Origin of the sequence: Clavibacter nebraskensis NCPPB 2581 (assembly GCF_000355695.1) — a bacterium.
Classification (GTDB): domain Bacteria; phylum Actinomycetota; class Actinomycetes; order Actinomycetales; family Microbacteriaceae; genus Clavibacter; species Clavibacter nebraskensis.
Map to the genome: position 1 here is coordinate 2,193,135 of NC_020891.1, position 12,781 is coordinate 2,205,915.

The 12,781-nt window shown below is 75.3% G+C and carries 10 protein-coding genes and 1 riboswitch; of the genes, 6 read left to right on the forward strand and 4 right to left on the reverse strand.

From position 1 onward, the window contains the following. The first annotated feature begins 50 nt into the window (after positions 1-50). Positions 51-142: riboswitch (TPP riboswitch) on the forward strand. The 4 genes from thiM (at position 133) to CMN_RS10320 (ending at position 5,755) form a co-directional block, all read left to right on the forward strand. Then, complete coding sequence (gene thiM, locus CMN_RS10305) at positions 133-957, forward strand: hydroxyethylthiazole kinase (RefSeq protein WP_015490750.1); 825 nt, start codon at positions 133-135, stop codon at positions 955-957. It overlaps the preceding riboswitch by 10 nt. Then, positions 954-3,209 (forward strand): bifunctional hydroxymethylpyrimidine kinase/phosphomethylpyrimidine kinase, encoded by a 2,256-nt coding sequence (gene thiD, locus CMN_RS10310; protein WP_015490751.1) that lies wholly within the window; start codon positions 954-956, stop codon positions 3,207-3,209. The genes thiM and thiD overlap by 4 nt, the downstream gene beginning before the upstream one ends. 172 nt (positions 3,210-3,381) lie before the next feature. After that, positions 3,382-4,272 (forward strand): cupin domain-containing protein, encoded by an 891-nt coding sequence (locus CMN_RS10315; protein WP_015490752.1) that lies wholly within the window; start codon positions 3,382-3,384, stop codon positions 4,270-4,272. A gap of 112 nt (positions 4,273-4,384) precedes the next feature. Further along, the gene (locus tag CMN_RS10320; protein ID WP_015490753.1) at positions 4,385-5,755 is read left to right on the forward strand and encodes an MFS transporter; all 1,371 of its coding nucleotides are present in this window, start codon (positions 4,385-4,387) and stop codon (positions 5,753-5,755) included. 15 nt (positions 5,756-5,770) lie between these two features. Here CMN_RS10320 and CMN_RS10325 read toward each other — a convergent pair whose 3' ends face one another. From CMN_RS10325 to CMN_RS10335, 3 genes are all read right to left on the reverse strand, one after another. Then, complete coding sequence (locus CMN_RS10325; protein ID WP_015490754.1) at positions 5,771-6,775, reverse strand: conserved secreted protein; 1,005 nt, start codon at positions 6,773-6,775, stop codon at positions 5,771-5,773. A 97-nt stretch (positions 6,776-6,872) separates the two neighbouring features. Beyond that, positions 6,873-7,394: a hypothetical protein gene (locus CMN_RS10330; protein WP_015490755.1), complete on the reverse strand. Its 522-nt coding sequence runs from the start codon at positions 7,392-7,394 to the stop codon at positions 6,873-6,875. Positions 7,395-8,016: 622 nt separating this feature from the next. Beyond that, positions 8,017-10,152 (reverse strand): DEAD/DEAH box helicase, encoded by a 2,136-nt coding sequence (locus CMN_RS10335; RefSeq protein WP_015490756.1) that lies wholly within the window; start codon positions 10,150-10,152, stop codon positions 8,017-8,019. Positions 10,153-10,441: 289 nt separating this feature from the next. On the opposite strand from CMN_RS10335, the gene CMN_RS10340 reads away from it, so the two are divergent. After that, positions 10,442-11,590 (forward strand): glutathione S-transferase family protein, encoded by a 1,149-nt coding sequence (locus CMN_RS10340; protein WP_015490757.1) that lies wholly within the window; start codon positions 10,442-10,444, stop codon positions 11,588-11,590. Beyond that, positions 11,590-12,381 carry an alpha/beta hydrolase gene (locus CMN_RS10345; RefSeq protein WP_015490758.1) on the forward strand — a complete coding sequence of 264 codons (792 nt, stop codon included), beginning with the start codon at positions 11,590-11,592 and terminating at the stop codon, positions 12,379-12,381. Before CMN_RS10340 ends, CMN_RS10345 begins: the two co-directional genes overlap by 1 nt. On the opposite strand, the gene CMN_RS10350 is transcribed toward CMN_RS10345, so the two are convergent. Further along, a complete protein-coding gene (locus CMN_RS10350; protein WP_015490759.1) occupies positions 12,344-12,718 on the reverse strand; it encodes a DUF6804 family protein in 375 nt (124 codons plus the stop codon). The genes CMN_RS10345 and CMN_RS10350 overlap by 38 nt on opposite strands. Between the last annotated feature and the right edge of the window lie 63 nt (positions 12,719-12,781).

A 12,781-nucleotide genomic window follows, 5' to 3' on the forward strand; every position in this document is an offset into this window, starting at 1 on the left:
CTCCGCCGCCGGTCGTCCTGGCGGGTGCGACGCGTCTCCCCCTAGGGTGGATCCCTGACACGGGGTGCCCACGAGGGCTGAGATGAGACCCGTCGCACCTGATCCGGTTCGCACCGGCGGAGGGATGTCATCATGAGCGCTGCGCGCCCATCCACCCAGGTCACCTGGACAAGGACCGCCTCCGCGGATCTCCTCCACCGGCTGCGGGAGCGCCAGCCGCTCGTGCAGTGCATCACGAACGCGGTGGTCACCGGCTTCACCGCGAACGTCCTCCTCGCGCTGGGCGCCGCGCCCGCGATGACGGACATACCGACCGAGGCGGGGCCGTTCGCGCGGATCGCGTCGAGCCTGCTCGTCAACCTCGGCACGCCGCACGTGGAGCAGCGGGAGGCGGCGGTCGAGGCCGCTCACGCGGCGCGCGAGGCGGGCACGCCGTGGGTGCTGGATCCCGTCGCGGTCGGGGCCCTGCCGGTGCGGACGCGGCTCGCGCACGAGCTCGTGGCGCTGTCGCCGACGATCGTGCGCGGCAACGCGTCGGAGGTCATCGCGCTCGCGACCGGCGGCGCGGGCGGCCGCGGGGTCGACGCCACCGACGAGGTGGAGGCGGCGCTCGACGCCGCGGCGCTGCTGGCGCGCACCTACGGCACGGTCGTCGCGGTCTCGGGCCCGGTCGACCACATCACGGACGGGACGCGGATCGTGCGCGTGCACACGGGCGACGCGTGGCTCACGAAGGTGACGGGCGGGGGCTGCGCGCTCGGCGCGGTGATGGCGGCGTTCGCGTCGACGGATCCGGATCCGCTACGGGCCGCCGTCGCCGCGACGAGCGTCTACACGATCGCGGCCGAGGTCGCCGCCGAGGGCGCGCGCGGGCCGGGATCCTTCGCGGTCGCGCTGCTCGACGCGCTCGACGCCGTCACCCCCGAGCTCGTCGCCCAGCGCGAGCGCCTCTCGTGAGCGCGCTCGACCTCTCCGTCTACCTCGTCACCGACCCGGCCCTGTGCGGCGAGCGCGGCGTGCCCGCGGTCGTCGCGGCGGCGGTGGCGGGCGGGGCGACGGCGGTGCAGATCCGCGACAAGCACGCCAGCGCGGCCGAGCTGCTGGCGACGGTGGTCGCGGCGGCGGACGCGATCGAGGCCCACGCGGCAGCGCATCCGTCCGCGCCCCGGCCGCTGTTGCTCGTCGACGACCGCGTCGACGTCGTCCTCGCGGCCCTCGCCCGCGGCGTGCACGTGGACGGCGTGCACGTCGGCCAGTCCGACGTGCCCGCCGACCTCGTGCGGCGGATGCTCGACGCGGCCAGCCCCGACCGCCGCCTCGTCGTGGGCCTCACCGCGAACACCCCGGCGCACGTGGAGGCGGTGCGCGCGCTCCCCGCCGGCACGGTCGACTACCTCGGCGTCGGCGTGATCCGCCCCACGACCACCAAGCCCGGCCACCCGACGCCGCTCGGGCACGGCGGGTTCGGGATCATCGCGGGGCTCTCCCCCGTCCCGTGCATCGCGATCGGCGGGGTGGACGTGCGCGACGTGGACGCGATCGCGGCGGCAGGCGGCGCGGGCACGGCCGTCGTGTCGGCCGTGTGCGCGGCGGAGGATCCGGAGGCCGCGGCGCGCGAGCTCGCGGAGGCATGGGGGCGGGTGCGCGCAGCGGCCGGCGATGCGACGGCTCCCGCGGCCGACGTCGTGACGGCAGCCGAGGACGCCGCGTCCGCTCCCGCGCTCCGCCCGGTCCCCCGCGTGCTCAGCATCGCGGGCACGGATCCCACGGGCGGCGCCGGCATCCAGGCCGACCTCAAGTCCATCGCGGCGAACGGCGGCTACGGCATGGCGGTCGTCACGGCGCTCGTCGCGCAGAACACGCGGGGCGTGCGCGAGATCCACGTGCCGCCCGTCGCGTTCCTGCGCGCGCAGCTCGACGCGGTCTCCGACGACGTCGTCATCGACGCCGTGAAGATCGGCATGCTCGGATCCGCCGCCGTGGTCGACGAGGTGGCCGACTGGCTGCGCGCGGTGCGGCCCCCGGTCGTGGTGCTGGATCCGGTCATGGTCGCCCAGTCCGGCGACGCGCTCCTCGACGCCGACGCGACCGAGGCGCTCCGCCGCCTGCTGCCGCTCGCCGACGTCGTCACCCCGAACCTGCCCGAGCTCGCCGCGCTCCTCGGCGAGCGCGAGGCCGACGGGTGGGAGGCCGCGCTCGCGCAGGGCCGGGCCCTCGCCGCGCGGCACGGCGTCCGCGTCATCGTCAAGGGCGGCCACCTCCGCGTCGACGACTGCCCGGACGCGCTCGTGACCCCGGCCGCGGCCGGTGCGGATCCGACGACCCATGTGGTCGACGGCCCGCGCATCGCGACGACCAGCACGCACGGCACCGGCTGCTCTCTCTCGAGCGCGCTCGCGACCCTGCACCCGCGCCGCGGCGACTGGCTCGCCGCGCTGACGGAGGCGAAGGCGTGGCTCACCGGATCCCTCGCGCACGCCGAGGACCTCGAGGTGGGCTCGGGCGCCGGCCCGCTCGACCACCTGCGCGCGCTGTGGGACGCGGCCGGCACGCACGCCGGGCCGATCTCCGTGGAGATGTGGGCGGGATCCGCCGACCTCCGCCGCGAGATCGACGACCTCCCCTTCGTCCGCCGCCTCGGAGACGGCACCCTGCCCGAGGCGTGGTTCTCGCACTACCTCGCGCAGGACGCGATCTACCTGCGGGCGTACTCGCGCGTGCTGGCGCGCGCGAGCCAGCTCGCGCCGACGCCGGACGCGCAGGTCGTCTGGGCGCGCGGCGCCGCCGACGCGATCGCCGCCGAGTCGGCGCTGCACGAGGAGTGGCTGTCCCGGCACCCCGCGCCCGCGATCGCCGGGCCGGTGACGCGCGCCTACGTCGACCACCTGCTCGCGCACGCCGCGACGAGCGACTACGCCGTGCTCGTCGCGGCGCTGCTGCCGTGCTTCACGATCTACGCGGACGTGGGCACGCGCCTCCGCGCGGCGGGATCCGCAGCGGCGGCCACGGGAGACGCGCACCCGTACGCGGCGTGGCTGGCGACGTACGCGGATCCGGCGTTCGCGGCCGCCACCCGGCGCGCGTGCGCGCTGGTGGACGAGGCGGCGGTGATCGCGGGTCCGAGCCGGCGGGCCGCGATGCTCGAGGCGTCGCGCCTGTCCTCCGCGTACGAGCGCGACTTCTTCCGCGCCCCGGAGGCGATCGGCTGAGCCGGGGGCGGTCCCCGAGATGCGTCCGCCGCGAGCGGCGCGCATCCTGGGGACGCCCCGGCCCCTCCCGGCCGCCGCCGCGGGAGGATGCCCGTGCCCCGACGCGACCACCGCGCCGGGGTTCCCCGTTCCACGACCCGGGCACCCGCGTGCCCGACAGAGAGGACACCGCATGCGCGTCCAGGCCGAGACCCCCGCCGTCACGATGCCCGACCACCAGTTCACGGGCGAGGTCCGCCTCCGCTGGCTCTCCACCCCGCAGACCCCCGAGCAGCGCGCGGTCGTCGCGGCCGTCACCTTCGCGGCCGGCGCCCGCACCGTGTGGCACTCCCACGTGCTCGGGCAGACGCTGCACGTGACCTCCGGCATCGCCCGCGTGGGCACGCGCGGCGGCGAGGTGGTCGAGGTCGGGCCCGGCGGATCCGTCTACATCGAGGCCGGGGAGGAACACTGGCACGGCGCCACGGCCCACGCGCCGATGGAGCACATCGCGGTGCTGGAGGACGGCGACGACCCGGTCGACGCGACCACGTGGGGCCTGCACGTGACCGACGAGGAGTTCCTGCGGCCGGCCGCCCCCGCATGCGTCGCGGCACCGACCGCCACCCCGGCGGCCGCGCTGCCGGTGCCGCTCGGCGCGCCCGTGCTCGTCCACGCGCTCCGCTACACGGCCATGTTCGGCGAGAAGCCGTTCGACGAGGCGCTGCTGGTGTACCTCGACAACGGCTCCTACAAGATCCTCTCGCCCGGCGAGGAGCACTACGGCAGCTACGTGTCGACCGCGGGCACGGGCGTCGCGCCGCGCCACGTCGCGTTCCTGTCGTGGCCGTCGGACGACTGGCACCGCAACGTCGCCAGCCACACGCTCACCTTCGCGGAGGACACGGGCGCCTTCATCCAGTCGCTCGTGCTCCCGGGCGACGCGGTGCCGCGCGCGCAGCACGGCTTCGCCGAGGTCGTGGCGGATCCGGAGCGCGTCGACATGACGGCGTCATGGGACGCGCTGCGGGTCACGCACGCGGCGTCCTTCGAGCGCCTGGCGGAGCGGGTCCGACAGCTCTGACGTCGCGGGGCGGGCGGCGGCCCGCCCCGGCGCTACGCTCGTCCCACCGCGCGCGCCTCCCCCTCCCCGTGAGGCGCGCGACCGCCCGAGCGCCCTCCCGGAGGCCAGGACCATGACCACGACCACCTCGCGGCCCAACCGCGCCCAGCGCCTCGACGCCCTCCCCTGGACCCGCGCGCACTCCCGCATCCTCGGCGGGAGCGGCGTCGGCTGGGCGCTCGACGCGATGGACGTCGGCCTCATCTCGTTCGTCATCGCGCAGCTGGCCGTCGTCTGGAAGGCGGACGCGGGGCAGCTCGGCCTCGTCGCGTCCGCCGGCTTCCTCGGCATGGCGATCGGCGCGAGCGTCGGCGGCCTGGTCGCCGACCGGATCGGCCGCCGCCAGGTGTTCGCGCTCACGCTGCTCGTCTACGGGCTGGCCACGGGCGTCTCGGCGCTCGCGATGTCGGTGGGCGCGCTCATCGCGCTGCGCTTCGTCGTGGGGCTCGGGCTCGGCGCCGAGCTGCCCGTCGCGTCGACGCTCGTCAGCGAGTTCTCGCCCGCCCGGATCCGCGGCCGCGTCATCGTGATCCTCGAGTCGTCGTGGGCCGTGGGCTGGACGGCGGCGGCGCTCATCGGCTACCTCGTGATCCCCGCGAGCGACGACGGCTGGCGCTGGGCGCTCGCGCTCGGCGCCGTGCCCGCCGTGTGGGCGATCGTCGTGCGGCTGCGCCTGCCGGAGTCGGTGCGGTTCCTCGAGGCGAAGGGGCGGCACCGCGAGGCCGAGCGCGTGGTGCGCGACCTCGAACGGGCGGCGGGGGCGGATCCCGCGACGGACGCCGCCGACGAGACGACCGCCGAGGCCCGGGCAGCGGACGCCGCTCACGCCGACGCGCCCGCCGCCGACGCCGCGCCCCGCGAGCGCCTCTTCGGCGCACGCCTCCGCCGCCGCACGCTGTCCCTCTGGATCGTGTGGTTCTGCGTCAACTTCGCCTACTACGGCGCCTTCATCTGGCTGCCGACGCTGCTCGTCGCGCAGGGCTTCTCGCTCGTGCGGTCGTTCGAGTACACGCTGCTCATCACGCTCGCGCAGCTGCCCGGGTACGCGGTCTCGGCGTGGCTCGTGGAGAAGTGGGGGCGGCGGGTGACGCTCGCGGTCTTCCTCGCGGGATCCGCCGTCTCGGCCGGGCTCTTCGGCACCGCCGACTCCGTGACGACGATCCTCGTGTTCGGTGCCCTCATGTCGTTCTCGAACCTCGGCGCGTGGGGCGCGCTCTACGCCGTGACCCCGGAGCTCTATCCGACCCGCGTGCGCGCGACCGGTGCCGGCAGCGCGGCGGGCTTCGGGCGGCTCGCGTCGATCGTCGCGCCGCTGTGCGTGCCGCCGCTCCTCGCGCTCGGCGGCGTCGCGCTGCCGTTCGGCGTCTTCGCAGCCGTGTTCGCGCTGGCCGCCGTCGCCGCGCTGACCCTGCCGGACCTCCGCGGCGCGGCCCTCGAGGGCTGAGGGGCGCCGCCGCCGCTACGCGTGCGCGGCGCGCCGGCGGGAGCGACGACGCAGCAGGAGGAGCAGCGCCACGAGGAGCGCGACGACCGCGGCGATCGCGACGCCCACGAGGAGCGGATCCGGACTCGTCGCCTGCGGCACCGCGGCGGCGCTCCCGGCGTCGGGGAACGTGACCGAGACCGAGGTGTCGTGCGCCACGAGGCCGCTCGCGAGCGCCAGCTTCGCGGTCCACGGGCCGGGCGGGATGCCCGGCGCCAGCGTGGCGGCGACATCGGCGGTCGCCCCCGGCGCGATCGTGGTCACGGCATCCACCGGCGACGGCCCGACGGAGAGCGCCCCCGGCCCGTCCGTCAGCGCGAGCGTGCCGGAGACGTCGACGGCGCGGCCGCCGGTGTTGGTGACGGAGGCGACGATGCGCGGGGCGCCGTCGTCGTCGCGTCCTGCCGTCACGGATCCGATCGCGAAGTCGGCGGGCGGCCCGTTGCCGGGGCCGACCGACAGGTAGACCCGGATCCCTACGCGGCTGGCGGCGGCGATGTTGTCGCCGCCCCGCGCGGGCGCGCCCACCTCGGCCCAGACGGCGGCGTAGCGCTCGCCCTCCGCGGCATCGGCGGGCACGGCGATGGTCACCGGCACGTCGGCGCTGGCCCCCGGCGCGAGCTGCAGGACGGGCTGGGCGACGGCGATCCAGGAGGTCAGCTCGTCCGGCGTCGCCCCGTCGAGGCCCACGAAGGCGCCACCCTGGATCTCGGCGCCGCCCGCGTACAGGCGCACCGACTGCGGCGCGCTCGTGCCGTTCTGCACCTGCACCCGGCGGGTGATCGTCGCGCCCGGCTGCACGCGGTCGACGACGTAGGAGCGCGCCCGCGGGTCGTCCTGCGTGGCGACGGGGATGTTCAGGAGTCGGATGCCGATGCCGTCCGCGGGGGTGGGCGCGGGCGACCCGGCTGCCGTCGCCGGGGCGGCGAGGCCGAACACGAGCGCGGACACGATGATCACGATGCTGGCGGTGCGACGCACGACGGGCTCCCGATGCTTGTTGCGAGCACGCCGTCCGGTCGGACGGAATGCGGATGGGGACGGCCGCGGTCGCGGTCGCCCCCACATCACGCGAGTGCTACAGGACGGACTGCGTCAGCGTGGCCGTGTAGTCCGTCGCCGCGAGGGCGTTCACGGGGACGGCGACGGCGACGGCGACCGTCGCACCCCACTTGGCGGTGTTGTTGCCCGTGACCGCGGTGGCGGTCTGGATGGCACCGGCGCCGACGGCCGCGGGGGTCGCGCCGACCGTGACGGTACCCGTGGTGGTGGCGGTCGTGGGCGTGAACGTGATGCCCGCGACGGGGATCGAGGTCTTCGTGGTGGCCGACGTGAACGGCGTGATGCTGACCGAGGAGGTCCAGCCGATCGTGTCGGCGGTGAGGTCGGAGACCTGGACGCCGGCGAGGGTCCCGATGGAGGTCGCACCCGGGGCGACGTTGGAGAGCGCGACCGCGGCGGGAGCCGTGATGCTCAGCGCGCCCGCGGTCACCTCCATCGTCGCGGTGGTGGTCGCCGCGGACGCGGGGAGGGCGGTCAGGCCGGTGAGGGCCAGCGCTCCGACGACGACGGTGGTGGTGGCGATGAGGGACTTGCGCATGATGCCGCCTTGTGGGCTCGTGGTGCACGGGTGCCGGGGATCGCCCCGACAAGCCGAACCGTATGCCCCCTCACGGACGTTCCCCACCACCGGACGAGCTCCGCCCCCCCTGAACGGGGCACGTCCCGTGCAGCCCCCGGAGTTCCGGGCCCTCAGGGCGACGGGCGGTCGCTGGGAAGGTCCCCGTCCGGCCGCCCGGGCACGTCATCCCGGGCGTGGCGGGCGTCGGGTCCGGCCTCTGCCCACGGCCCGCAGGGTGGGATCACCCGCGCTGAGGAGCGCGGATGACGGGCATGACGATCCTGATCCACCCGGTCATGGCGGTCGTGGTGGTCCTCATCGCCTTCGCGGTCGGCGGGACCGGGCGCTCGAACCCGACGCAGGACGCGCAGGACGCCGTCGCCCGCGAGCGCCGCGCGGGCCGGGATTCCGCTGGTCGGCGGGACCCCGATGTCGGACCACGTGGCCTCGGCGCTCGTGAGCGCCGTGCTCGTCCTCCCCGCCGCCTACCTCATCGGGCGGGCGGCCGACCGACGACGTCAGGACGACTGACCCGCGCCGCACGCACGACACCCCCGCGACCAGCAGGTCGCGGGGGCGTCGTCGTGGAACGGATCGCGGATCAGCCCGCGGCCAGTGCCTCCTCGAGCAGGTGCGACAGCGCGTCGAGCTGGACGGAGGTGGATCCGGTCTCGTCGAAGTCCTCGCCGTCGAGCGCGCGCGCCGCGAGGCCCGCCTTGCTGTCGATGAGCTCCGCGATCTTCGCGTCGATGGTCTGCGCCGCGATGATCCGCCACGCGGTGACGGGCTCCTCCTGGCCGATGCGGTGCACGCGGTCGATGGCCTGCGTCTGCTCCGCGCTGGTCCAGCTGAGCTCGGCGAGCACCACGTTCGACGCGGCCTGCAGGTTGAGTCCGACGCCCGCCGCGGTGAGCGAGCAGACCACGACCTTGACCTCGGGGTCGTTCTGGAACGAGTCGATCGCGTTCTGGCGCGCGGCCGGCGACTGGTCGCCGCGGATCGACACGCTCTTCAGCTCGCGCTTCGCGAACGTGGCCTCGGCCTGGTCCATCACGTCGACGTGCTTCGCGAAGAACACGACCTTGCCCACGGATCGCGCGAGCTGGGCGGCGTAGTCGGCCGCGAGCACGGCCTTGGCCTGGCCGATGCGGCGGACCATGGTGAACACGTTCTCGCCGGTCTTCTGCGCCTTGGCCTCGTCGAGCTCGGACTGCGCGACGAGCCGCACGAGGCTCGCGCGCTCGGACGCCGGTCCGTCCATGACGTCGGCGACCGTGGTGCCGCGCGCGCCCACGAGCGCCGTGAAGCGCTTGACGAGCCGCGCCGCGAGCTCGCGCTCGGCCTGGCGGATGGACCGGCCCAGGTCGTCGTCGAGCTCGACCGGCAGGTCGGCGATGCGCTTGGACGGCAGGTCGGTCGCCACGTCGATCTTGCGACGGCGCACGATGCCGAGGTCGATGACCGCGCGCCGGGCCTCGGCGAAGAAGCCGGGGTCGGCGGGCGTGAGGCCCGCCTCCTCCAGCTCGCCCATGAGGCGCGAGGTGGGCTTGTCGCCGTCGATCCAGCCGAGGAACTGCCAGATGGCGCGGAAGTCGTCGATGTCGTTGATGAGCGGCGTGCCCGTCAGCGCCATGAGCAGCGGGTTCGACTGGCGCTGCCGGATGCTCTCGGCGAGCGCGAGCACGAACTTGGAGCGCTGCGACTGCAGGTTCTTGATGAAGTGCGCCTCGTCGACGACCATGCCGCGGAAGCCGAGCGTGCGCAGCCAGCCGATGTGGCGGTCCAGCACCTCGTAGTTGACGATGACCACGTCGGCGAACGCGTCGAGCCCGAGGCCGTCGCCGTGGATCACGGTGGCGCGGCGGTGCGGCGTCCAGCGCTCGACCTCGCGCTTCCAGTTCATCTTGACGACGTTCGGGACGACCACGAGCAGCGGGTACGCGTCGGCGACCGACGCGGCGAGCAGCGCCTGCGCGGTCTTGCCGAGGCCCGGCTCGTCGGCGAGCAGGAACTCGCGGTGGCCGAGGCGCACGCTCTCGAGGAAGCGGGCCTGGTGGCGCATGAGCTCGAGGCCGTGCGGCGAGAGGCGGTCGATGCGCGGGCTCTCGGGCAGGTCCATGCTCGCGATGCCGCCGCCGGCGCCGTACTCGAACGACTTGAACAGCGGGCCGAGCAGCTCCCAGTTCGCCAGCAGGCGCGTGGGGGGCGCGGCGGGCGCGGGCCGGTCGAGGTCGGGCTCGAGGAACGGGTTCGCGAGCACGCGGGCCTTGACCGACGGCGGGACGACCTGGCGCTCGTGCAGCTTGGCGAGCGCGGGATCCTCGGGCTCGGGCTCCGGCTCCTCCTCCACGACCATCTCCACGCCGCCGTCGAACAGCATGTGCTTGCGCATGGCGCGGGCGGCCTCGGAGAGCTTGGCGTCCGGATCCAGCAGCGGCAGCACCGAGGTGTCGCGCGCGGCCGTGCGGGCGAGGATGCTCGCGATGCCGTCGAGGCGCTTGAGGGTCTCGGCGCGCTCGGAGTCGCTGAGCGGGGTGGCCGGGTCCTTCGCGTGCGTGCGCTCCTCGCGCATCAGCACGGCGATGACCTGGAACTTCGTGCGGTTGACGGGCTTCAGCTTGCCGCGCTGGGCCGCCTGCTCGATCTCGCGCACGGCGCGCGCCAGCACGGGGATGAGCCCCTCGTTGTCGATCGTGCGCGTGCGGGCGGAGGACCGCCGCTGGCCGGTGCGAGCCATGCAACTCCTTGTTCACTGCCGGGGCCAGGCCGCGCCTGCGCTCCCGGATCGGAAGGTCGTGAGCCCGTCGCGCACGGTGACGCGTGCGGTCGGACGGCGGCGAGGGGACCTTCCTCGAGCAACCGGGGTTCCGGGTCGGGGGTGGGATGCGGGTCCGCCGCCTGCGCCCGGCCGCCTCGGGGAGGACGGGCACAGGAGGAGTTTAGGGCACGGCGGGCCCGCGATGCGCCGCCGTGCGCGGCGCGGCCCGGCCCGGTCGTCGCCGACCGCCCCGGCCTAGGCTGGATGCATGACGGATCAGGCGACACCCACCGGTACCAACGAGGCGGGCGCCCCCGGCCGCTACGTCGAGGAGGGTGAGTTCACCCGCGACACGAACTACATCGAGGACCGCATCCTCCGCGACGGCTCGCAGGGCTGGCCCGTCGAGGCCGGCCGCTACCGCCTCGTCGCGGCGCGCGCATGCCCGTGGGCGAACCGCTCGGTGATCGTGCGGCGCCTGCTCGGCCTCGAGGACGCGATCTCGCTCGGCCTCCCCGGCCCCACGCACGACGCCCGCAGCTGGACCTTCGACCTCGACCCCGACGGCCGCGACCCGGTCCTCGGCACCGAGCGCCTGCAGGAGTCGTTCTTCGCGCGCTTCCCCGACTACCCGCGCGGGATCACCGTGCCGGCGCTCGTCGACATCCCGTCCGGCCAGGTCGTCACCAACGACTACCCGCAGATCACGCTCGACCTCTCCACCGAGTGGACCGAGCACCACCGCGAGGGCGCGCCGGACCTCTACCCCGAGCACCTCCGCGCCGAGATCGACGAGGTCGCCGACCTCGTCTTCCGCGACGTGAACAACGGCGTGTACAGCTGCGGCTTCGCGGGGTCCCAGGAGGCGTACGAGAAGGCCAACGACCGCCTCTTCGGCCGCCTCGACTGGCTGAGCGACCGGCTCGCCACCCAGCGCTACCTGGTGGGCGACACGATCACCGAGGCCGACGTCCGCCTCTTCACCACGCTCGCGCGCTTCGACGCCGTGTACCACGGCCACTTCAAGTGCAACCGGCAGAAGCTCGACGAGATGCCCGTGCTCTGGGCCTACGCGCGCGACCTCTTCCAGACGCCCGGATTCGGCGACACCATCGACTTCGTGCAGATCAAGCAGCACTACTACCTGACGCACACCGACATCAACCCGACCCGCGTCGTGCCCACGGGCCCCGAGACCTGGGGCTGGCTCGAGCCGCACGGGCGCGAGGAGCTCGGCGGCCGCCCGTTCGGCGACGGCACGCCTCCCGGTCCGGTCCGCGAGGACGAGCGCGTGCCCGAGGGCCACGGCGCGGTGCCGCGCGGCGGACGCGAGACGCGTCCGTCGGAGGCGCCCGCCTCCGTCTCCGGGTCGCCGGTGCCCGGATCGGCGGGCGCCGGATCCGCGGGTCGCGCCTGATGGCCGCGCGCACCACCGCGGCGTCCGTCACCCCGCGCCGCCGGATCCTCGGCCTCGCGATCCGGCACGTCCCCGCCGTCGCGCGATCCATGCGCGGGACGCCCGCGGCGGGCACGCGCGTCGTCCGGCGCTCTGCCGGCGAGCAGGGCCTCCCCCTCGACATCGCCGTCTGGACGCCGCCCGGGCACGACCGCTCGGCGACCGGATCCCCCGTGCTCGTGGTGCTCGCCCGGCACGACGGCGACTGGCTCCCCTCCACCCTCGCGAAGGACCTCCGCGCGGTCGTCGTGGCCATGGCGCCCGACGACGACGCGCAGGCGCTCGCCGGCCTCTCCTGGATCGCCTCGCACGCGGCCGGCTGGAACGGCACGCCGGAGCGCCTCGGGATCCTCGGCGACGGCCCGGGCGCCGACCGCGCGCTGCGGGTCACCGCCCTCGCCCGCGACGCCGACGGGCCGGCCGTGCTGCGGCTCGTGCTCGTGAGCCCGTCCGGCGACGTGCCGACCGGGCAGGCGTCCGACCGGCGGGGCCACGGGCTCGACCGGCTGCCGGACGCGCTCGTGCACGTGGGCGCCGCGGACGAGCGGATCGACCACGTCGTCGAGGGCGTCGCGGCGCTCAAGGCGGCGGGGACGAAGGCGCGGCTCGTGCGGATCCCCCGCGCCGACCAGGGCTGGCTCGCCTATCCGGCCGCGGACCCGGCGCTCGCGCGCCGCTCGCTCGACGAGATCGTCGCGTACCTCCGCCGCGGCCTCACCGAGGAGCGCGCGTTCGGGGTCGGCCCGGCGTAGGCGCGTCCTCCACGGGCACCTTCACGAGGATGCCCGCGGCGATGAACACGATCGTGGCGACGTACTGCAGCGACTGCCAGGTGACGGCCTCGACGGGGATCACGGCGACGGGGTTCCACATGACCGCGACGGCCGCGAGCAGCACGGCGCTCCACCAGCTGCGGGCGCGCACCGAGAACACGATCATGATGAGCGCGAGGATCGCGACCGCGAACCGCACGACCGTGAACAGGTCGCCGTCGATCACCGCGAACCCGGCCAGCAGCACGATGGCGCCGAGGAGCCCGGGCGCGAGCGACGGACGGGTGAACGCGGGGGCGGCGGGGGTGCGGGTCACCGGGCCAGTCTGCCAGCGCGCGCCGGGTGCGGGCCGCGGCTCGGATACCGTGGACGAGCCCGT

Bases quoted from the DNA above. Each gene is read 5' to 3' on its own strand.
- CMN_RS10320 (WP_015490753.1), top strand. From the start codon at position 4,385: ATGACCACGACCACCTCGCGGCCCAACCGCGCCCAGCGCCTCGACGCC.
- CMN_RS10340 (WP_015490757.1), top strand. From the start codon at position 10,442: ATGACGGATCAGGCGACACCCACCGGTACCAACGAGGCGGGCGCCCCC.
- CMN_RS10315 (WP_015490752.1), top strand. From the start codon at position 3,382: ATGCGCGTCCAGGCCGAGACCCCCGCCGTCACGATGCCCGACCACCAG.
- CMN_RS10345 (WP_015490758.1), top strand. From the start codon at position 11,590: ATGGCCGCGCGCACCACCGCGGCGTCCGTCACCCCGCGCCGCCGGATC.
- thiM (WP_015490750.1), top strand. From the start codon at position 133: ATGAGCGCTGCGCGCCCATCCACCCAGGTCACCTGGACAAGGACCGCC.
- CMN_RS10335 (WP_015490756.1), bottom strand. From the start codon at position 10,152: ATGGCTCGCACCGGCCAGCGGCGGTCCTCCGCCCGCACGCGCACGATC.
- CMN_RS10330 (WP_015490755.1), bottom strand. From the start codon at position 7,394: ATGCGCAAGTCCCTCATCGCCACCACCACCGTCGTCGTCGGAGCGCTG.